We start from the raw sequence: 21,529 nt of genomic DNA, 5'->3' as shown, positions 1-21,529 counted from the left end.
AACAGATAAATGAAAAAACAGATTGTTTACACCAGCTTGGCTTTATTGCTTGGTTTCGGGGCTTGTGCTCAGGACAGAAACGCAATAAAATTCAGCCAAAGCATTTCAAAGGATAATGCATATAAGCATCTATCCGTATTGGCTTCAGACGAGTATGAAGGCCGGGAGACAGGTAAAAAGGGTGCCTGGATGGCAGCCGATTATATCCGCACGCAGTTTAAGAGCTTAGGATTAACCGCGCCAGTAAATGGCAGCTATTTCCAGCCTGTTGGATTGGCAACATACAGCCTTTCGCAGACTGTGTTTACCATTAACGGTACGCCGATGGAATCTATGAAGGATTTCGTTATCCAGCCAAACTATGTAGGGCTTAAAGGTTTTACATTCAATGCTGCTGAGGTACTTTTTGCAGGTTACGGCCTGAACAAGGGTGAATACAATGACTATGCAGGACAAAATGTAAGTGGCAAAGTGGTGATGATCTTCGCTTCTGGCGATCCGACCCAAAAAGATGCTGCTGCTCCGGCAGACCGTGCTGCAATGCGTAAAGCAATGGCAGAGCGTCAGGCTAAGTTGAGCTATTTAATGGATAACAATGCTGCAGGCATCATTCTGATCGATCCAGCTTTGGATAATATCAGCCCTGAGATGAAAGCAAGATATGAAGGTGCTGGTCAGATGGTGTTATTGAAAGCTGCAAACGTGGAACGCATGCAGAACCAGAAACTGCCTAATGTAGTTAGTGTAAATACTGCTACTGCAAACCAGATTCTTAAGGCTTCAGGCTTAACGGTAGATGCTTTGCAAAAGCAAATCACCGCTGCAGGAAAACCAGCGACTAAAGTAGTCAAAGCTGATGTTTCTGCTAGTGCAATGAAAAAAGAGGAAAAACTGCGTGCAGATAACGTACTTGGTTTCCTTGAGGGTTCTGATCCTAAACTGAAGTCTGAGGTACTTGTGATTTCTGCACATTATGACCACGAAGGTCTGACCACTTCTGGCGACGATAAAGTTTTCAATGGTGCGGATGATGATGGTTCTGGAACCACCGGCGTAATCATGATGGCAGAGGCGTTTGCTAAAGCTAAAAAGGCGGGTAAAGGTCCGAAAAGAAGTATCTTATTCTTAGCTGTTGTTGGTGAAGAGAAAGGTCTTTTGGGTTCAGACTGGTATTCTGAAAATCCTATTTTCCCATTGAAGAACACCATTGCGGATTTAAACATCGATATGATTGGTCGTACAGGTACAGAATATCAAACCAGACCAGATTCTACAAACTACATCTATGTGATTGGTTCTGATAAATTAAGTACCGAACTACGTCAGATCAGTGAGGCTGCTAATAAGACATACACCAAGCTGCACTTAGATTACAAATTTGACGATCCGAATGATACAGAGCGTATCTACTACCGTTCTGATCACTATAACTTCGCTAAACATGGTATTCCAATCATTTTCTACTTTAATGGTGTACATGAGGACTACCACAAGGCAAGTGATGAGGTAAGTAAAATTAACTTCCCGTTATTGGCGAAACGTGCGCAGTTGGCTTACTACACTGCATGGGAACTTGCAAACAGAGCAACAAGACCCGTGGTAGACAAAACTGATACTACACCTGCACGATAATTGCATTCTAAAACGTTATAGAAACCTGCCCCTAAAGGCAGGTTTTTTTGTTATAGAGCAGGCAGGTTAATTAATGCCAAATCTCTTTATATATATTTATATTTGAACATGACGAAAAGTGCTGAAGCGTTTTTGGAGAAGTCGGACGAAAAGGTGTTTGACTTAGACCACAGAAAAACCATCAATCATAATATTGGCAAGTACAATGTTGCCGTAGAAAGAGGTTTATCAAAGTTTGAAAACCTGGAGCAGTCTAAGAAGAAAGCACATGTCATTAAGTGGCGTGTGATGGAGAATTTGGATAAGTTCCTGCCGGAATTTGAAACAAACTTCCAAAAGCGTGGTGGTAAGGTGATCTGGGCCAATGATGCAGCGGAAGCCCAGCGAGAGATCCTGAACATCATCAAAAAGGCTGGCGGTAAAACGGTGATCAAATCAAAATCCATGACCACGGAAGAGCTGCACCTGAACGACTTTCTGGAGAAGAATGATATTGAGTCACTGGAAAGTGATTTGGGGGAGTACATCGTACAATTGCTTGGGCAACCACCATATCACATCGTTACCCCTGCCATGCACTTAAGCAAGGAAGAAATTGCAAAACTCTTCCACGACAAATTCGGCACTCCCATTGATGCCACACCGGCACAACTCACTCAAAAAGCCCGTGAGTTGCTACGCGAAAAATACGTTAAAGCAGACGTTGGTATCTCGGGAGCCAATTTTCTGGTTGCGGATACCGGAAGTATAGCATTAACAGAAAATGAAGGTAATGCGAGGCTTTGTACGACCTTTCCTAAAATTCACATCGCTATAGCGGGGATAGAGAAGATCATTCCTTCTATGGCAGATCTGGACCTTTTCTGGCCATTGCTTGCCAGTCATGGTACTGGCCAAAACCTGACGGTGTACAACAGTCTGATCAGTGGCCCTCGCCAGGCAGATGAAACTGATGGCCCCGAGGAGATGTATGTAATTCTGCTGGATAACGGCAGGACCAACCTGCTGGCGCAAAAAGACCAGCGTCAGGGCTTGTACTGCATCCGTTGTGGTGCGTGTTTGAACGCCTGCCCCGTGTACAAGAACGTGGGTGGCCATACCTACGAGACGACCTACAGCGGCCCGATCGGTTCTTTGATTACCCCGCATATGCAGGGCATGAAGGAGTTTAAACACCTGAGTTATGCCTCTACCCTCTGCGGTAAATGTTCGGAAGTTTGCCCGGTAAAGATCGACATTCACAAGATGTTACTGTTAAACCGCAGGGACGCTACTGCAGAACATGATAATAGCAAATCGGAAGACCTGGGTTGGAAAGCCTGGAAGACAGGTATGTCTAAAAGAAGTCGCATGGATATGGTTGGCGGAAAAATCAAGAACTTCTTTCTGAAAAACTTGTTCCGTAATATATGGGGTAAACACCGCGCCAGACCAGAGGTTGCACCGAAGTCTTTTGCAAAACTTTGGGACGAGCAGAACAAGGGTAAGGAGTAGAATCTGCAAGTGGTTAAAGGTATTTCAACCTCAGTGATGTAGTTGCCCTGCACACCGAATTGTACACTTCCATTACCGCGAAAGTTGCATACTTGCATTAGTATTGAAAATACCCCTACATGCTTAAAATATAGATAAAAAATATTATCGATGAACTTCAAAACAAATCTTTACAGCTTAATTTGCTTAATGCTGCTACTGAGCAGCTGCCAGCAGAAGCCAAAGCACCCGCAAGCGGGATTGATTAACCAATCTTCTGCTACCGCGTTGGATGAACAAGGTGTAATTGCATTTGCTGAAGACATTGAACATGGTAAAAATAACCTGAAGAAGTTGTCCAGCCTGGTGTATAAACGCGGACAGGAGAACTTCTTCGTAGAGCAGTACTTCAATGATCATGGTGATCAGGTGCTGATCGCACACGAACAAGCCTTACCCTCAATGGCGGAGTCGAGTAAAAGGTATTACTTCAAAAACGATAGTCTGATACTGGTTACGACAAGTGCAGAGCACATAGAAGGTAACGAGAAGTCCTATGAAGAAAGTCGTACCTATCTACGTAACTACACGGTCTTCAAAAGAGAAAGTAAGGTAGCAAATAGTGCTGCTGAATTAAACACGGCTTCTTTTGAGCCTGTGGGCACCGGCCCGATGGAAGATTATAAAGCCTCTGTTGAACGCTTATTTGATGCACTACAACAGAAGCACGAATTTGAGTTGGTGTTCGACAAGATCACCCGCTTTCCGGATGCAAGTTTTATATCTTTAAAGAGTGTAAATCCAAATGGCTACACCGCGCAAGTTGAGCTGCAAGATGCAGATGCCTTTGTAGACAGCCTGATACGTGACCCTGGACATTTTCGAAATAACAGGATCAACTTCAACTGGAAAGTTGAAGATATGCAGGCCATCTATGTGCCTTCTGGAAGCACTTCAACTTCTGCCAGCGGATTGAACAGGTAAACATGCCCATTGCTGAGCAGCACACAGCGGAAGCGCTTTCTTAATCGCGGTCCTTTCTTAAACTTCCTGCCGTCTTTGATACTAAATACGGTATCCTGTGGGATTTCTTCCAAGCGTACATACTTGTGCGGTTTATCATAGGCACGTAGTGCCCTGGAAAGATTCAGGTCTGTACAGCTGGACGCTGCAGGGTTCTGAAGGTAGTTTGTTATCGCATGTTCAATATCCTGTGGAAAAAGCTTCGACTCCAGAAAAGGACTCATCATCTTTTGATAATTCCTTTTCCATTCCAACCCGTGTGGTTTCACTTTGTTCTTATGATCATTCCAGGTAACCAGATGCGCAAATTCATGTACCGTGGTAACCAGAAAGGCATAAGCATTCAGGTTATTGTTCACCGAGATCTTATGTCCGGCTTCTTTGAACGGATGCCGGTAGTCACCGAGTTTGGTTGTTCGTGTTTTAGAGATCTTGAACTCGCACTGAAAGTAATCGATCCATCTCGCAATAATCGGCGCAGCCGAAGGTGGCATGTAACGCGCTAATACCTCAACTTTGTCTGTCATTTGATTTACCTTGAATGTTCCTCCAGGTTTTATTTCAGCAGTTGGTAGGCTATTAGGCTGGCTACGTAGGCTAATGCCGTCATGTACACGATCTGAATGATCGGCCAGCGCCAGGTTTTCGTCTCCCTGAATACCACCGCCACGGTGCTCATACATTGCATGGCAAAAGCATAGAACAACATCAGGGAGAAGCCTGTGGCAAAGGTAAATACTGGTAAGCCGGTATCCGGGTTGCGGGCAGCAAGCATCTTACTACGAATGGTTGAGCCCTCCTCGCCGCCTTCTACACTGTAGATGGTGGCCATCGTACCGACAAAGGCTTCCCGCGCCGCAAAGGAGGTTACCAGCGCAATACCGATCTTCCAGTCGAAGCCCAGTGGTTTGATCACCGGCTCCAGCACATGCCCCAGAATACCCGCATAGGAGTTTTCCAGCTTTTCCGCGGAGCGGTCACGTTCCAGTGTGGCGATTTCAGTTTCTATCTTCTGTGCTTCTATCTGCTCGTACTTACGGTCAATTTCCGCAAAACGTGCAGGTGGACCATAGGTGGCAAGCACCCAAAGTACGATGGAAATCGCAATAATCACTTTACCTGCTTCAAACACGAAGGTCCTCGATTTCTCGTACATGGTAAAGATCACATTCTTCCACCTCGGCATCCGGTAAACCGGGAGCTCCATGATGAAGTAGGACTTCTCTTTAGCTTTGATGATAATCTTCATCACCCAGGCAACTAAAATAGCAGCAACAATACTAATCAGGTACATCCCCATCAGGGTAAGCCCCTGTAGATTGATGAATCCGAACAGCATCTTCTCCGGGATGATCAACGAGATCAGCAAGGTGTAAACGGGCAAACGCGCAGAACAGCTCACCAATGGAGAAACCATGATGGTAATGATCCTGTCCTTCCAATTCTCAATATTCCTGGCACTCATGATCGATGGTACCGCACAGGCCAAACTACCGATCATTGGCACCACGGATTTACCACTTAAACCGAACTTCCGCATGATCTTGTCCATCATGAAGGTCACCCGGGCCATATATCCCGTATCCTCCAAAATGGAGATAAAGGCAAAAAGAATGGCGATCTGTGGAATAAAGATCACAATACCACCCAATCCAGCCAGAATACCATCAAGGAATAGATCTGTTAGAAGGCCTTCCGGCAGGTGTTCATGTCCGTACTCGGTTAACCAGCCAAATCCACCTTCAATGAGGTCCATCGGGAAAGTTGACCAGGAGAATATGGCATTGAATATGAAAAATAGGATCAGGAAAAAGATAATAAAACCCCAGAATCTGTTGGTTAATACCGCATCAATCTTATCGCTAAAAGCGAATTTCCTTGTTGCACCGGTATCTACCACTACCCCGCTGAGTACACCACTTAAGTAGCGGTAGCGTGCAATGGTTTCAGCAGCTTGTAATTTACTCGCATCAAAGTCGTTGGTACGTTTAATTTCCTCCAAAGCCTCGTGCTCAATCTCCGTGTACATGGACAAATGTTCATGCTGGTGCAGCACCTGCAGGCACAGGTAGGTATTATCCGTACTTAGTAATTCCCGGGTATGTTGCAGTGCTTCAGGTGCCAAATGGTCCATGTCAGCACCAGGTAGTTGGGTTGCCATGCTGGTGTTAGCCATGGCGGCTTTCAGCTTGTCAATACCTTGATTGCTTCTTGCGGAAATGGGTACCACCTGAACCCCCAAACGTTCCGATAGCTTGTCTACATTGATGTCTATGCCCTCTTTCTTGGCCATGTCGGTCATGTTCAAGGCAAGCAGCACAGGTAAACCAAGGTCAGCAACCTGGGTATACAGCAGTAAATTACGTCTTAAGTTGGTTGCGTCTGCAATGACCACAACCATATCCGGATAACTCGGATTACGGCTGTCTGCGAGTACCTGAAAAGCAATACGCTCATCGCGGCTCTTTGGATACAGGCTATAGGTTCCTGGAAGATCAATAATTTCCGCCTGTTGGCCACCAGGTAACTTACAATATCCTAGTTTTTTATCTACAGTTATACCAGGAAAGTTTCCAATCTTCTGGTTTAAACCTGTAAGTATGTTGAATAACGTTGATTTTCCCGTATTAGGATTACCAACTAAGGCAATTTTAATAGTGGACGTCAAGATTCTATTCGATTATTATAACTGAAGCTTCAGTTTTGCGTAAACAAAGTTGATATCCTGCAACGCGAATGGCGATAGGATCTCCAAGAGGTGCGATGCGCTCAACTTCTACAACTTCTCCCGGAAGGCAGCCCATTTCAATCAATTTTACCGACATTTCTAGGTCTGTAAATTCTACTATTGTACCGCTTTGTCCTGGGTTTAGCTGTGATAGTTTCATATCGTGAATTAGTGGGCAATTTAGCCTTTATCTATAATAATTCCAAATAAAGCCAGTGTAATCAGCCATCTACCATGAATATTACAATAGTGGTATAAATGCAAAAAGCCACATGAAGTGGCTTTTTAAACAAGATATTACGCTGGCAGATTACATGCGCATCCTGCCGCCGCCGCCTGGGCCACCTGGACCTCGTCTGCCCGGACCATCCATTGGCGGCATGTCTTTACCCCCCATTCTGTTTAGCGAGTAAGTAAATGAAAGCATGTAGTATCTTTTAAGTACGTTAAAATTCAAATCAGTGATCGTGTTGTCGCTGCTCGTTCTCAGTATCCCTTTATTCTGGTTCAAGGCATCATTAACCGCAAGTTTGAACGTTCCTCTGTTCTTGAAGAACTGCTTACTTATGTAACCGTTCAGCAAGGTGAACTTCGTATCAAACGCTTCTCCTCGACCAGTATTCTGGAAGTAGTCCACATCTGCCGCAAGGCGGATGTTACCTGGAAACACATAGCTGATATCTAAGGTTGGATTCAACGTGTAGTAAGTTGTGTTTTGTTCAGGTTGTGCAGAGTATGTTGCACGATTTAGGGAACCATTGATTCCGGCAGTAAAGTCGAACTTGTCGAACGTTGCTACAAACTTATAACCATTGGTTAGACTAACATCATTGGTGATGTTCTCCAGCCCGCGGGTAATGTTTACCCCTCTTGCATAAGCACCACCAAGATTGATGTTCAGGTTTAACTTGTTTCCAGGAATAATTGGGAGGCCTAAGCTACCGAACAAGTTACCTTGATAAACACCATCAACGTTAACCGGACGAACGGCAATCTTACCAAAGTTCTCATCATTTTCATCGGTAATGATGGAGCTGTTGTTACCAAAGGCATTTACCGTCTGATTGATGTTCGCAAAGATGAACAATGAACGATAGTTCTTAAAGTCAAAGTTATTATAGAATATACTGAGGTTATTGGTAAAAGAAGGCTTCAGTTCGGGGTTACCAATAGCAATGGTCTGCGTATTAGAGTTATCCAACACTGGCTGAATCTGTGATATTGAAGGCTGTTGAGTCCTACCGCGATAGTTAATTCTTAAGCGTTTGCTGTTGCTGAAAGTATAACGGAACTGTGCACTTGGCGTAAGATTATAGAAGTTCTGATTGATGATGTTTCCAGTGCTCAGGTTCTCATTCTTCCTGTCGGTGTTTTGTACCGCTAACCCCGCGTTCCAGGTATACTTCTTGGCTGTCTGGTTGAAGCTAAAGCCCAGCGCATTGGTGAAGGTTGTATTTTCATAGGCGTTGGTATAAGTTGGATCAAGCAGGTCATACCTGGAGGTTACCTCGTTGAAGTTGTAGGTAAACCGTTCCGAGTTGTCGTAGTTGTAACGGTTCTCATAGTTTACCTCCAGGCTCATCGTTTTAGATAAGGGCTCTGTATACACCAATCTGGAGGTATTTCCGAAAGACTTACCATTCTGATCATTGAACTGGTTGGTAAATTCCTGGGAGGTACCGGTCGCATTGGTGGTATTGTTCTCTATGCTGTTGTAGTTTTCAGAGTCACTGTTATTTACACTGGTATTTACATTCAGAGAGAGTGTTCTTCCAGGGCGCATGAACTTTCTTCTCAATAGTAGGTTGTTGGAAAGTGACGGCGTTGTTCCCTTGTTCTCAAAGTTCTGTGTACCTACCGTGGTGTACTCATTATAGTTGTTGATGTAAGCATTACTACGAACCAGGTCTGTGTTGGTGTAGCTTAAATTCGGTTGAATCCTTATGGAAGTTAAAGAATCAAGTTTTGTATCAAAAAGAAAATTCAAACGGTGATTTAGACGCTCCGTCGTACTGGTAAGATCTTCATCAAAAGTGGTTACCGTGTTTCCAAGTAAGTTCTGACGGAAGCTGTTTTGCTCATTAAAAAGGGAAGTATTATTAAAGAAGTAACTACCATTAAACTGGGTTTTACCCTCGTTGTAAACATCCGCAAAGTTAAAACCCGCTGCATTGGTCGTGGTGATACCTTGCTGTGTACCGCCGCCGCCGCCCATCATGCCGCCGCGACCACCGCCGCCACCGAAACCGCCGCCACCACCACCGAAGCTTTGCTTGTTGACGTTGTTAAACTGGGCTACAACAGACATCTGCTGATCACCATCAAACTTGTTCACATTGATGTTTGCGTCATAACGTTCATCCGTGCCATAGCCCACACTGGAATTCCCGAAATAACCTTTCTTTTTATCTTTTCTGGTGGTGATGTTGATGATCTTCTCCCGGTTACCATCATCGATACCCGTAAACTGTGCCTGGTCAGATAGCTGATCAATGACCTGGATCTTATCAATCATGTCTGCCGGAAGGTTCTTGGTGGCCAATAGCGGATCATTTCCGAAGAACTCCTTGCCGTCTACCTTTACCCGGGTCACCCTTTCACCTTGCGCCTTCACAGAGCCATCCTTATCCACCTCCATTCCAGGTACCTTCTTCAGTACGTCTTCTACAACGGCATTCTCACGAACTTTAAATGAACCCGCATTAAACTCCAGGGTATCCTTTTTAACAATCACCGGCGGCGCATCCCCTTTAATTTCAACAGTATTGAGGTTTAAACCATCATCTCCCATGGATAGCTCGCCCAGATTCACGTTAGCTGAAGTTGCGGTGATGCTGAAATCTTTATTTACATTTTGCAGCCCAAGGAAGGCTACATATAACCGGTATGCCCCTGGCGCCAATCCTTTGATGGTAAATACACCTTGTGCATTGGTGGTCGTGGTTCCAACCACACTGGAATCCTGGAGACTTTTGACCGCAACGGTCGCATATTCTACCGCAGACTTGTCTTTAGCGTTGTTAACCTTTCCGGTCACAGAACCATTGCGGTCCTGGGCACGGGCACAAAAGCCAATAAGTAATAAGAGAAATAATGTAAAGGGTTTCGTAAAAGTTTTCATGTATGACCTAATGTAAAAGTACCCCATTAGGACTGCACAAACCCTTTAAGGTTTACTATAGACGATTAAATTAATAAGTAACATTTAAAATACAATGTACTTAGCTGCGCAAACACTGTGAAGCGAATTTCACAGCACAGCAGTAAATAGCTGCCACAGAAGATGTTTAGCTATGGGCGCTATGTGCCTTGGTTTTGCTGCTGCTCACCTTAGGACAATCGCAGCCGGATTTAAAAATCCTGCAGGCCGTTAAACTGCTTAATAAGCAGCAGGCCAGGAAAATTTTGATACTATTTTTCATAATCCATTTTATGCAAAAGGACATAACTGAATACGCCCATCATCACGCCAATCATATCACAACCAAAATCCCACCATTCCGCAGAGCGATAAGTAAAGAATGTGGCCTGTAAGAACTCGATTCCGGCACCTATACCTGCTGTGATCAGGATGATCTTGAAGATGGTTAAAGAGCGAAAGCGGTAATTATGCTGATAGTTTATTTTTCCATAAAACATCAACACGGTAAGCACATAGAAAAAGCCGAGGTGTACAAGTTTATCGAAGCCTTCAAAGAACAGGCCACTGCTTGATGCACCGTCAGTTCGCATACAGCAGAAGATCAAAATAAGAACAGTCCAGGCAATTGCCCATGCCTGGTACTTTAATTCTTTTATCAGCTGCATTTATTAAGCGCCAACTAAAGCCTGATATGCTTCAGCATCTAATAAACCATCAAGTTCTGAAGGGTTTGAAATTGAAACCTTTACCATCCAGCCTTCGCCATAAGCGTCAGTGTTTACCAGCTCAGGATTGTCGTTTAACGCAGGATTGGTTTCCAAAATCGTTCCGGTAACCGGCATGAAAAGGTCAGAAACAGTTTTTACAGCCTCTACAGTACCGAAAACATCATCCTTAGTTACTTCATCACCAACGGTGTTGATGTCAACATAGACGATGTCGCCAAGCTCACGTTGTGCAAAATCCGTAATTCCAATAATAGCCTGTTCGCCATCAACCTTAACCCATTCATGGTCTTTTGTGTATTTCAACTCTGCTGGAAAATTCATATCGTGTTTTGTTTTTGTCAAAGGTAATTAATCTGGTCCTTTCTGCAAATGTTAATTCATTCTGCAAATGCTAGTTTAAGGTCACCCGAAGGCTAAATCCAAAGTTGCTGTATGCCGTATTATAGCTCAGCGAAGTATAGGGTTTAGTAATGTTAGAATCATAGAACAGGCGCACATTAAAACGCTGGTTCAACATGTAATCCACGCTTGGACGCAGGGCGATGTTTTTCGCTCCAGCGGATACTTCCGCCTCATCCACATCTGCGCGGTAGATCACCGTTTTATTATCACGAACCGCAACATCCAGTTTAATGTCCATATTGTTGTCCATGCGGATCTGCTGAAACAGCCCGAACGGGAAGCGGAACTTATTGGTACGATAGCCCAGACCAAATACCATGTTGTTCTCCGACAGCTGCGCCAACTGATTGTTCGCGAGACTTAGCCCCAGCAAGCGGTTTTTGCCGATCTCGAAGTTTGCCGTGAGGTTATTCTTCAGACGTGTATCTACCCCGATCAGCGGAGCGAACTGTTCCGTGATCGTCACCTGACTGTACTGATACTGCGGAAGGAAGTTATCATTCAGATCCCTGCTGCTTACCGAGCCATTACTTTCCTGGTATTGCTGCAAAGAGTTAAAGCTGTTTACCGCATAGGTGGAACGGTAAGAATGCCTGATATCGATGGATTTGAAGGTCTCCTGCATGAAGGCCAGCCTTGACAGCCCACCGTAGTTGATCCGCCAGTTCGGCAATGGAATCTTTGGAAAGCCATGCAGCCGCACCCCCGATGCATCTTTTCCGGTATATGCCGCCAGGAAGGATGCCACGATCACGTCCTGTGCATGCTCATTATAGCCATCGGCAAAAGCCCCATTCCGTCCCGCCGAGTTTACATTTTCAGCACCCAGACGTTGCGATACCACCGCCCGGTTCGCCATAAACTTTTGGTACAGTCCGGAAGCTGTGCTGCCGTTCTTATCGGAGAAGGCGGTTCTCAGGGAAATGAAAGAGATGTTGAAGTCACCCGTAGTATAAGGGCTTAGGTTTTCGAAGCCTCCAAGTTCATTGCTGTAACGGAAATTACTGGAGTAGTTCATGGTACGGTTGCGGTTCGCCGTTAAGGTGATCCGCAGATCCCGGAAAGGCTCTACCGTACTAGTGAGGCTCAGATCTTCCCGTAAGGTGTTTACATACAATTGCGACTGCAGCGTATCCCTAGTCAACCAACCTTTAGCCAATGCACTTGCCCGCAGGTCCCGCTGGCTTCCCAGTACGAAGCCAAGCCCCGGCGCACCAGTCACATCGTCGATACCCAGGTAATCTGCCTCCGGTAAATAGCCCGGCAAGAAGGTTCCCTTTGTCTGTGTAAACGCCGCATTCACCGTCTTGATACTGGTCAGCAGTCCTACAAAAAACTTTGTTCCCGTGTTTTCTTTCGCCGCAACGGCCCGTTTGATAAAGCCGAACTTGTTGTATAAGGTGTTCAGGTTTAATGTCGGATTTACCTGTATGTTCCTCGAATTCTGAATGGTGTTACCAAGGCTGATATTTGGGTCTCTTAAGGTCGACAAAGGTTCAGTCTGCCAGTTGAAGTTCGTACCATACCTCGTTGCCACATTGACCCAGTTCAATCCAGGGATCTTGTTGATCGGCAGGTTGTAGGTGATGTTCACATCGTGATTGTAATCCGTTGTTCTACCCAGGCGCTTCAGGTTCTGCCAAAGGGTGTCTGTCTTCAGCCCGTTGATGCGGCCTTCCGGCTCATCGATAATGGAGTAATTGGTTGCATCGAAATCCAACGTCAGCGACCGGGTAAGATTCCAGGAAATACCGTACACCCGCGTCACCAAAAAGTTCTTGTTATAAGTCGTATTCACCGGAATAGAGTTCGCCGGATCATTGTTCCGCAAGCTGTTTTCAGAGTAATAGCGATCGAAGTCAATCCGGAAATTAATGGCGCTTGGCAGCAAGCTAAAGTTAATGTCCCTAAGCAGCGCCAGTGTGTTCGACTTAATCAGCTTTTCAAAGGGCTGATAGGACTTTGCCTGTGCCGCGTAGCGGTATTCCAGTGAAGCACGGTAGCTTTGCTGAATATTATTTTCATTGATAAAATCCCGGTGGAAATATTTCGTGTAGGCATAGCTGAGGTTCAGGTTTTCAATATCCCATAACCGAACCTTTTTATCCGGGTCGGTACGCTCCTTATGAACATTGCTGAAGTTAATACTGTTGCGGGTCGTATAATCTTGTGCGTAATTCAGTATTGCTTTTTTCTCCGCCTTAGATGCAACATCCAGCGCATTCTTTAACTCGATATCCGGTGTTCTTGGGTCATACTGCGGCGTGCTGATCTGCGCAGAGGAGCTTACAAACATCGGAATTACCAGTCCGCTCTTCTTCGGAAAGAACTTACCGAGTTCCAGGTTCGAGGACACATCAAAAAACGTGTTATCTGCGCGGTTACGTTCCGAAACCCGCTTCTCTATAGAACCAAAACCCACGGTCGACTTACTCGCGGAAATGTTTATATCTCCAAAGTCAGCCAGTTTAGCCGACATACCCGCTGTAGCCGCCCATCCGCCACGTTCGTCGAACTCCGTTAAACGCAGCTCATTGAACCATACCTGTGCATCTTTTTCCAACCCATCATCACCGGGGCGCAGATCCACATTGCGAAGTGGATTCTTTAGGCCAAGCATATAGAGCCGCACCTTACTCATGTCTGGTTGCCCCTTTACCGTGATGGTGCTGTTGCCATCCGTGTAGTCGAACGGCACGTTCACTGGCCATACCTGCCCATTTGGTAGCTTAGCATTGTTTCTCGCAATCTTAGCTTTTTGGAATAGTTCCAGTTCAATATCCAGCTTGTTCCGCTCGGGCCAGATCGCGTTGGGGTCACTGGTATTTGGTTGGGTTACGTATAGCGGCTGCGAATATTCGTAATAGTTGTCCTGATTGTCCGTACCAATTCGTATAAAGGCGCTTACGTCCTGATCATTCAGCACCCTGCTACCAAGCGCTTCCAAATGCACATACATTTCCAACCGCTTGTAAGATCTGAAATCATTGGTTCCGGTCTTGAAAGCTGCCCGTCCATAACCGTCACGCAGATTTCGGACGTTTAGCGACAGCGACTGCTCGTTTTGACGGGTATCACCGCGATAGTTGTTATAGTCACGTTCACGCTCAATGCCTGGGGGTACCACGTACGGAATAGGCGTCCGTTTACCATTCTCCTCAATGTTCACCGTTGCCAGCTCTACAGTGGAATTATCCGGCGCCGCTGGGATAAGTGCAGGATCTACGATCAGCTCCATGCCGGTGTTGTTCGCATTATACTGGCGCCAGTCGCCCCGCACCAGCTGGATCTTCGCAAATCTCAATACGGTGGTATCTGCAAAATCGGTCAGGAACATCCGTATAAAGCGGATGGACTTGAAGTCCTGAATATTTCCGTACTTCTGATCGTAGTTCGCCAGCGGAATACGAAGCTGGTACCAGGTTACGGGTTGCGTCTGCCCATTCGCAAGTTTAACCTGCGAAACCACTTTATCGGTCACATAGTTCCTGCCCACTTCAAGATCACCGGGCCGCATGGAAACCTTGTACTGAAAATACTCGTCAGACTGCGTCATGTTATTATCCCGGTTCACGTCTTCGCCATCAGGCAAGGAAGTGGAAGCCGAATTCTCCAGTCCCAGATCAGCCATCGATTGCTGGGCAGTTTTAGAGTTCCCCTCCGGACCATTATAGTTCTCGTAACGTTTCAATATCCCTGCACGTGCCTGGTCTAATGCTGGCCCACGGTAAAAAGAAAAGTTATCCGAAGATGGATCTGCCGTCAAAGCCGCAGATGCATCGGGATTTAGCTGTGCCTTGATCTGGTTCAATGCCGCATTAAACTTCTGCTGCTCCTGAAGATCCGATAAACCGTCAAGACCTACATCCTGCGCGCGTCGAACATCAGGGTTATTGTCAAAAGCCTGAACTACGGGCTGTAACTTCGGCACCCTGCCCCAGTTCGTTTCGTCGAACTTCGATGGATCATTATCTGCAGGAAGGCCATTTTCCAATGATTTCCGACCATCCTTCAGAATATCCTCCGAGATATTGCCCAGGTTAAAGTACAGGTCGCCGGCATTCGGATTATTTGGCTTGTAGATGTTGGGATCCATCACCCACAACTCCAGGTATTCAATGTTCAGGGATTCAAAGTCATTATTTTCAATTTTCCGGAATAAACCGCCCCAGCGCGAACGTGGATTGTTTAGTTTGCCATCAGCGCCAAAACCAGTCGGTGTATAATTATATGGCCCACGCAAAGTTGGATAGAAGGCAACATCCAGCGTCGGCAGGTTTACGGAAAGGCCTGTGGCCGTCTCTTTGAAGGGAAAAACTTCCTGCTCAATGATCTCGCGTACATAATGATTTGACAGTTCGTTACGATCCGCCCTCAGGTATGATGGCAAGGTGGATGCAGTACGATTATAGAAGCTCGGGTCGATGTTATAAAATGCAATCTTAGCGCGGTTATAACCATAGGTCAGATTGTCTATAAGTTGGGATTCCGGGAACATCTGCGGTGTTCCGGATAGCTGCCAGGAAATCGCACCTTTCAAGTCAATGACCGAGCGCGCAGCTTCAAAATCATCCAGGTAGCTGGTGCCTCCCTTACTACCATCCGCATTCAAGGCTTTCGGATGTCCGGGAATCAACTGTGCAAACTCGCCAAAAAACGTTACCGCAGAGGGTGCCTTCGTGGAGATGAAGGGGAGTTTATCGACCATACGTGTCAGGAACCGCGAAGGACTGCTGTAGTTGAAGTCCATACCCCAGATGGTATTGTTGATCGGCTCCTCGCCGAAGTTCACCTTTGCCGTTAGTGGCTTCTCGGAAAGGTTCATGATCGTTGCCCCGAGATTAAGCTTGTTGTTTGCACGGTAATCTAACCTTGTTCCAAAAAGTGAACGCTGCTGCAAGCCAAAAAGCTCACTGTTCTCGGTGGTGATCCGTATCGGCTGCCCCGAATTCAAGATCGCCGTGTTCAAGATCTTAACCCGACCGGCCATATAGTCTACCGTGTAGTCGTTACCTTCCTGCAGGGGGATATTTCCCGCAAATACTTTTACCGAGCCTTCAGGTACATTGATAGAATTCAGATTGAAATCAGAGGAGACTTCACTCTGATAAGCGCCTTTGATAATGTATCTATTCTGTCGGGTGAACAGTTGCCGTGCAACAACTTGTGTGGAATCGTATAGTGCTGGGAAGGTGTACTGTGTTGCAAGCTGGGCTTCCGCAGGACTAAACTGCGCTGCAAGATCAGTTCCAAAAGGCTCAATCACCGGGAAGATGATGCGCCCGTTTAAAGGATCTATGGTAATGTACCCTTTACGACTGTTTGATGCGAAATCCGTTAGTGATGCATTAGATGTTGTTGCGCTGTTGCTGCCAAAAGGCATTTCCTCAGCTTGAAAGTCAAAGAAACCGTCCGGTTTTTTCTCCTCCTGCTGGTTTAGCCGGTCTAGTCCGGTAATGTCGATCCAAAGCCTGTTTTGTGTTCGCTGGCCTTCCGTAATCGCTGGGCGTTCAATCCCGGAGTTTTCATCAATCCTGAAAATGTCCAGTTTGAAATTTTGCCGTGATATCTGATAGCCGCCAATGGAATAAATGTTTTTCATCATCAGGTCCCAGGTTGGCAGGTTCGTCTTCGTGGTTTCGTTCTTCAGCAACTTGGCATAAAGGACATTTGGCGTACCCTGATTGAAGGCGAGGTCTGTTGAGAACTCACCCACCTGATACTCCACACCATTGAACGTGTACCGGTAGGCCACAGCCAGGACTTCGTCTGCATTTAAGGCATTGTTTAATGAAATATAACCCAGTTGCGGATGGAAAGTATATTCCCGGTCGGTAAGCTTCCTGGCATAGGTCAGTTTGGCGAAGTTGTCGGTAGCTCCATTGGCCTGGAAAAATGAAATCACATCATTCGAATTTGTAGAACGGGCACCAGCAGGTAATCTTTCCAACAAATTGTTTGAAGCCCGTGGAAAATTAGGTGCAATGAAACCCGATGGCACCGTCGAGAAGCCAGGGCCTCCTTGAATTAAGGCGGTGTTATATGGACTGTTCTCTCCCAGATCCATAAACGCCAACACGTCCCTGGAGTCGGTGGTGGTGCCGGTCTTGTTGGTAATCCAAACCTCTAACTTGGTGATGTTGATCACCGAATTGATGGTCGGCGGGTTCGCCAGTGTTTTGTTATAGTTGTTCCTGAAATATTGTGCTAAGAAGTAATGTTTGTTTGCTTCGTAATTGTCGCCGCTAATTCTGAACTCGTTCTGCTGCGCACCATTCGCAATGCGAATTTCCCGGGATTGCGATTTCTGTTGTGAAAAAACGCTGGTTGCGGTAAGTTTACCAAACTGTAGCTGTGTTTTGATACCGAACAGTGCTTGTGTTCCGGTGATCAGTGCGGTATTTAAGGGCAAGCTAACATTCCCCGCTTCTATCTTCTTGATGATGTCATCCTCACCTCCGGTAAAATCAAGCTTAATCTGATTCTCAAAGTCGAATTGCGATTCCGTATTGTAATTCATATTCAGCTTCACGTTGGTACCGATGTTACCCATGACATTCATCTGAATGCGCTGATTGAAATCGAAGTTTGACTGTACCCGCTGACGTTCGTTAAAGAGTGGATTCTCGTTTTTATTGATCCGTCCGAGCACGGTGAGTTCAGCTTCACCCCGCGCTTGTATATCAATCGTATTCCCGCCAAATACCCGCTCAAAAGCCTTACTGTTAATGGTGATCGGCGCCAGAATACCGGTTCTTCTATAGTCTTTGACTTCCGTATCTGAAAAGCTACGCCAATGCTGCTCCTTGATCTCGGCCTCAATAAGTCGCTGATACTCTTCTATAGTAACATACTGTGGGTTGCTCAGCAGGCGACCACCTACCAGGTTGCGGATGATATATCTTTTACTAACAGGGTCGTATTCTACTTCCCGTTTATAGTTACTGGGCAGCGGCGTATACAAGCGCAAACTGTCTCTTACCCCAAGGCGCACGCGTTCCCAAATTCCGAGAGCATTCGTTGTATCAACAGGTTTGGTCAGTCCAGGTCTTACCTGAGCGGAAACCTGTTGTATGCCAAAAGAAATAACCAAAAATAAAATTAAGGTAGCTGTTTTTCTCAATAGCAATAAGGCTAAATAATTATAGGTTTTTTAGGGCAATCTTGATCATTTGTTCCACGGTAAGATCGGTACCGTTATTTTTCACCACCTGATCGAGCGCCTTCTCTGCAGGTTGTTTGGCAAAGCCAAGCATCATCAATGCAGAAAGCGATTCTTCTCTGACGGTGGTATTCAATGGTGCGGCGATCAGTGATCCCGTACCTTCTTTTTTAAGTTTATCTTGTAGCTCCAACACCAGGCGTTGTGCCGATTTAGCACCTATACCTTTTATGCGTTGGATCAGGGGCAGGTCGCCATTGACAATGGCCGCCTGAATTTCATTCGGCGTAATGGATGATAACATCATCCGGCCGGTATTCGGCCCAATTCCAGACACGGAGATCAGATGAAGGAATAGCCTGCGCTCTCCCTCATCTGCAAAACCGTATAATGTATGTGCATCTTCTTTGATATGCAGCCAGGTATACACCTTACAGCGTTCCTGATCTGCCAGCAAGCTATAGGTGTTCAGCGATATGTTAATGTGGTAACCGATTCCGCCGGCTTCAACAACAATATAAGCCGGACATTTAAAGGTTAGTTTCCCATCAATATAATCGAACATCGTAAGCGTTGTATTTATTTCTATTAACTGTTTTTTGCTGCTGCTTCTTCTTCCTTTACCTGTACATCTACTACAGCGATGGTCACCATGTTCACGATCTCTCTCACGGAGCTACCTAACTGAACAATATGTACTGGCTTGCGTGTACCCAATAAAATCGGACCTACCGCTTCTGCACCACCAAGCTCCTGTAAAAGCTTGTAAGCGATGTTACCAGACTCCAGGTTCGGGAACACCAAAGTATTCGCCGGGCCATCTACCAGTCTGCTGAATGGGAAATTGTCTTTTAACAATTCATTGTTGATCGCAAAGTTACCCTGCATCTCACCGTCAACCAAAATCTCCGGGTGTTTTTCATGAAGGATCTTCACGGCCTTTTTAACTTTATCAGGAACAGTTCCCTTGTTCGAACCAAAGTTAGAATAGGATAACAATGCAATTCTTGGCTGAATGTTAAACTTGCGTACAGCACTGTTCATTAACAGCGTAAGGTCCACAAGCTCGTCAACCGTAGGATCCACATTCACGGTGGTGTCACCGAAAAATACAGGACCTTTTTTGGTCATCATCATATACATACCAGCAACGCGGTTTACACCTTCTTCAATACCTATTACATGCAGCGCAGGTTTGATCGTGCTCGCATAATTCTTGGTTAAACCAGAGATCATTGCGTCAGCTTCACCGAACTCCACCATAGATGCACCAAAGTAGTTACGATCGCGCATCAGTTTACCTGCATCCAGCTGCGTTAAACCTTTACGTTGTCTTTTCTTGAACAGCGCATCTGCGAACTTCTTGCTGCGTTCCGGTTCCTGCATTGGATCAATGATCTGAACACCTTCCAGTTCCAGCGCATGTTCTTCGATGATCTGGTTGATCCTTTCTACATTGCCTAAAAGAATCGGAATCGCAATATGTTCTTCCTTTACAATTTGGGCAGCTTTAAGGATTTTATAGTTATCGGCCTCTGCGAATACCACACGTTTAGCGGCAGATTTCGCACGGCTGGTTACGGCACGCATAATGGCGTCTTCACCACCTAAACGGCCTTTTAATTCTTCTTTATAGGCATCCCAGTCCGTAATTACTTTCCTTGCAACACCAGACTCGATCGCCGCCTTTGCAACAGCAGAGGAAACATTCGTCATTAAACGAAGGTCCATTGGCTTAGGAATGATGTAATCACTTCCGAACTTCAGGTTCTTAGCGTTGTAAGCCATGTTAACGGCTTCTGGTACTGATTTCTTGGCAAGGTCAGCAATTGCATGAACTGCAGCAATCTTCATGGCCTCATTGATGCTTGTTGCTCTTACGTCAAGTGCACCGCGGAAGATATATGGAAAACCTAGTACGTTGTTCACCTGGTTAGGATAATCTGAACGGCCCGTAGCCATAATCAGATCCTCGCGGGAGCTGATGGCAAGGTCGTAAGCAATCTCCGGATTCGGATTCGCCATTGCGAAAACGATCGGGTTCTTCGCCATGGATTTCAACATATCCACAGACACACAGTCTGCAGAAGATAGACCGATAAACACATCTGCATCTACCATCGCCTGCTCCAGCGTGTCAATTTCACGGGCGGTAGCAAATTCAGCTTTGATAGCATCCAGGTTGTCGCGTGTAGCGCGGATCACACCTGAACGGTCGAGCATGACAACGTTTTCTTTTTTCGCGCCTAAGGAAACATAAAGGCGGGTACAGGAAATTGCTGCAGCACCTGCACCATTTACCACGATCTTTACCTCTTCAAGGTTTTTACCTTGCAGCTCACAGGCGTTCAATAATGCCGCTGCAGAAATAATTGCCGTACCATGCTGGTCGTCATGCATCACCGGGATGTTCATCACTTCTTTCAGGCGGCGTTCTATTTCAAAGCACTCCGGCGCCTTGATGTCTTCCAGGTTTACACCTCCGAAGGTTGGCTCCAATGCTTTAACAATACTTACAAATTCATCTATGTTTTTCGTGTTCAACTCCAGGTCGAACACATCAATATCTGCAAAAATTTTAAAAAGAAGGCCTTTACCTTCCATAACGGGTTTACTTGCTTCGGGGCCAATATCACCCAGTCCAAGCACCGCTGTACCATTACTGATTACAGCAACAAGGTTTCCCTTTGCGGTATATTTGTAAACATCTTCAGTGTGATCAGCAATACGCAGACACGGCTCAGCAACGCCAGGAGAGTAGGCTAATGTCAAATCTCTTTGTGAGGCGGTGGGTTTAGTCGGGATGACCTGGATTTTACCCGGTCTACCCTGCGCGTGATAATCTAATGCATCTTGCTTCTTATTCGTTTTACTCATTATACTTTCCTTCTTTTACTAATGCTAATCATTTGCTTCGTGAACGGACAAAGTTACAATTCTTTTATCCGGCAACCACAATAAAATTCAAGGTATTAAAATGCGGAAGTGCTGGCACACAATATAATATTTACCTGCAGCATCGCCGAGGGGCTAAATGCGTTACTTATAATTTAGAGATTTTGTTGCCAATGAAGACTTCAAAGTTGCCTGTAAACTCAACAATGGAACTTATAAGAGGCATCCACGGCTCATTAATTAGACTAACAAAATCTAAAAAGCCTGTAAACAAGAAAAGCCTGCAAGGTTTAACTTACAGGCTTTCTTTAAGATTTGGCACCGACCTACTCTCCCACGTGTTA

12 protein-coding genes are annotated in these 21,529 nt (G+C 45.7%); 3 read left to right on the top strand and 9 right to left on the bottom strand.

Annotation, left to right across the window (positions count from 1 at the left end; genetic code table 11):
* Nucleotides 1–9: 9 nt before the first annotated feature.
* From ACTHQF_RS15100 to ACTHQF_RS15090, 3 genes are all read left to right on the top strand, one after another.
* Nucleotides 10–1,632: a M28 family peptidase gene (locus ACTHQF_RS15100; RefSeq protein WP_440431424.1), complete on the top strand. Its 1,623-nt coding sequence runs from the start codon at nucleotides 10–12 to the stop codon at nucleotides 1,630–1,632.
* 108 nt (nucleotides 1,633–1,740) lie between these two features.
* Complete coding sequence (locus ACTHQF_RS15095; RefSeq protein WP_440431423.1) at nucleotides 1,741–3,126, top strand: LutB/LldF family L-lactate oxidation iron-sulfur protein; 1,386 nt, start codon at nucleotides 1,741–1,743, stop codon at nucleotides 3,124–3,126.
* A 150-nt stretch (nucleotides 3,127–3,276) separates the two neighbouring features.
* The gene (locus ACTHQF_RS15090) at nucleotides 3,277–4,089 is read left to right on the top strand and encodes a hypothetical protein (protein WP_440431421.1); all 813 of its coding nucleotides are present in this window, start codon (nucleotides 3,277–3,279) and stop codon (nucleotides 4,087–4,089) included.
* On the opposite strand, the gene ACTHQF_RS15085 is transcribed toward ACTHQF_RS15090, so the two are convergent.
* From ACTHQF_RS15085 to ACTHQF_RS15045, 9 genes are all read right to left on the bottom strand, one after another.
* Nucleotides 4,038–4,655, bottom strand: a complete 618-nt coding sequence (locus ACTHQF_RS15085; protein ID WP_440431420.1) for a SprT-like domain-containing protein — start codon at nucleotides 4,653–4,655, stop codon at nucleotides 4,038–4,040. The genes ACTHQF_RS15090 and ACTHQF_RS15085 overlap by 52 nt on opposite strands.
* Nucleotides 4,656–4,684: 29 nt before the next feature.
* Nucleotides 4,685–6,796 (bottom strand): ferrous iron transport protein B, encoded by a 2,112-nt coding sequence (gene feoB / locus ACTHQF_RS15080; RefSeq protein ID WP_440431419.1) that lies wholly within the window; start codon nucleotides 6,794–6,796, stop codon nucleotides 4,685–4,687.
* 4 nt (nucleotides 6,797–6,800) lie between these two features.
* Nucleotides 6,801–7,016 (bottom strand): FeoA family protein, encoded by a 216-nt coding sequence (locus tag ACTHQF_RS15075; protein ID WP_151154154.1) that lies wholly within the window; start codon nucleotides 7,014–7,016, stop codon nucleotides 6,801–6,803.
* Nucleotides 7,017–7,166: 150 nt separating this feature from the next.
* A complete protein-coding gene (locus ACTHQF_RS15070) occupies nucleotides 7,167–9,977 on the bottom strand; it encodes an outer membrane beta-barrel family protein (RefSeq protein WP_440431417.1) in 2,811 nt (936 codons plus the stop codon).
* 290 nt (nucleotides 9,978–10,267) lie between these two features.
* Nucleotides 10,268–10,663: a VanZ family protein gene (locus ACTHQF_RS15065; protein ID WP_440431415.1), complete on the bottom strand. Its 396-nt coding sequence runs from the start codon at nucleotides 10,661–10,663 to the stop codon at nucleotides 10,268–10,270.
* 3 nt (nucleotides 10,664–10,666) lie between these two features.
* Nucleotides 10,667–11,047 carry a glycine cleavage system protein GcvH gene (gene gcvH / locus ACTHQF_RS15060; protein WP_440431413.1) on the bottom strand — a complete coding sequence of 127 codons (381 nt, stop codon included), beginning with the start codon at nucleotides 11,045–11,047 and terminating at the stop codon, nucleotides 10,667–10,669.
* Between the two features lie 70 nt (nucleotides 11,048–11,117).
* The gene (sprA, locus tag ACTHQF_RS15055) at nucleotides 11,118–18,221 is read right to left on the bottom strand and encodes a T9SS outer membrane translocon Sov/SprA (RefSeq protein WP_440431412.1); all 7,104 of its coding nucleotides are present in this window, start codon (nucleotides 18,219–18,221) and stop codon (nucleotides 11,118–11,120) included.
* A gap of 49 nt (nucleotides 18,222–18,270) precedes the next feature.
* Complete coding sequence (gene ruvA, locus ACTHQF_RS15050) at nucleotides 18,271–18,855, bottom strand: Holliday junction branch migration protein RuvA (protein ID WP_440431411.1); 585 nt, start codon at nucleotides 18,853–18,855, stop codon at nucleotides 18,271–18,273.
* Nucleotides 18,856–18,878: 23 nt separating this feature from the next.
* Complete coding sequence (locus ACTHQF_RS15045; RefSeq protein WP_440431409.1) at nucleotides 18,879–21,167, bottom strand: NADP-dependent malic enzyme; 2,289 nt, start codon at nucleotides 21,165–21,167, stop codon at nucleotides 18,879–18,881.
* Nucleotides 21,168–21,529: the final 362 nt, after the last annotated feature.

Origin of the sequence: Pedobacter sp. SAFR-022 (genome assembly GCF_051965375.1) — a bacterium.
Classification (GTDB): Bacteria; Bacteroidota; Bacteroidia; order Sphingobacteriales; family Sphingobacteriaceae; genus Pedobacter.
This window is presented reverse-complemented; position numbering and strand designations above follow the sequence as displayed.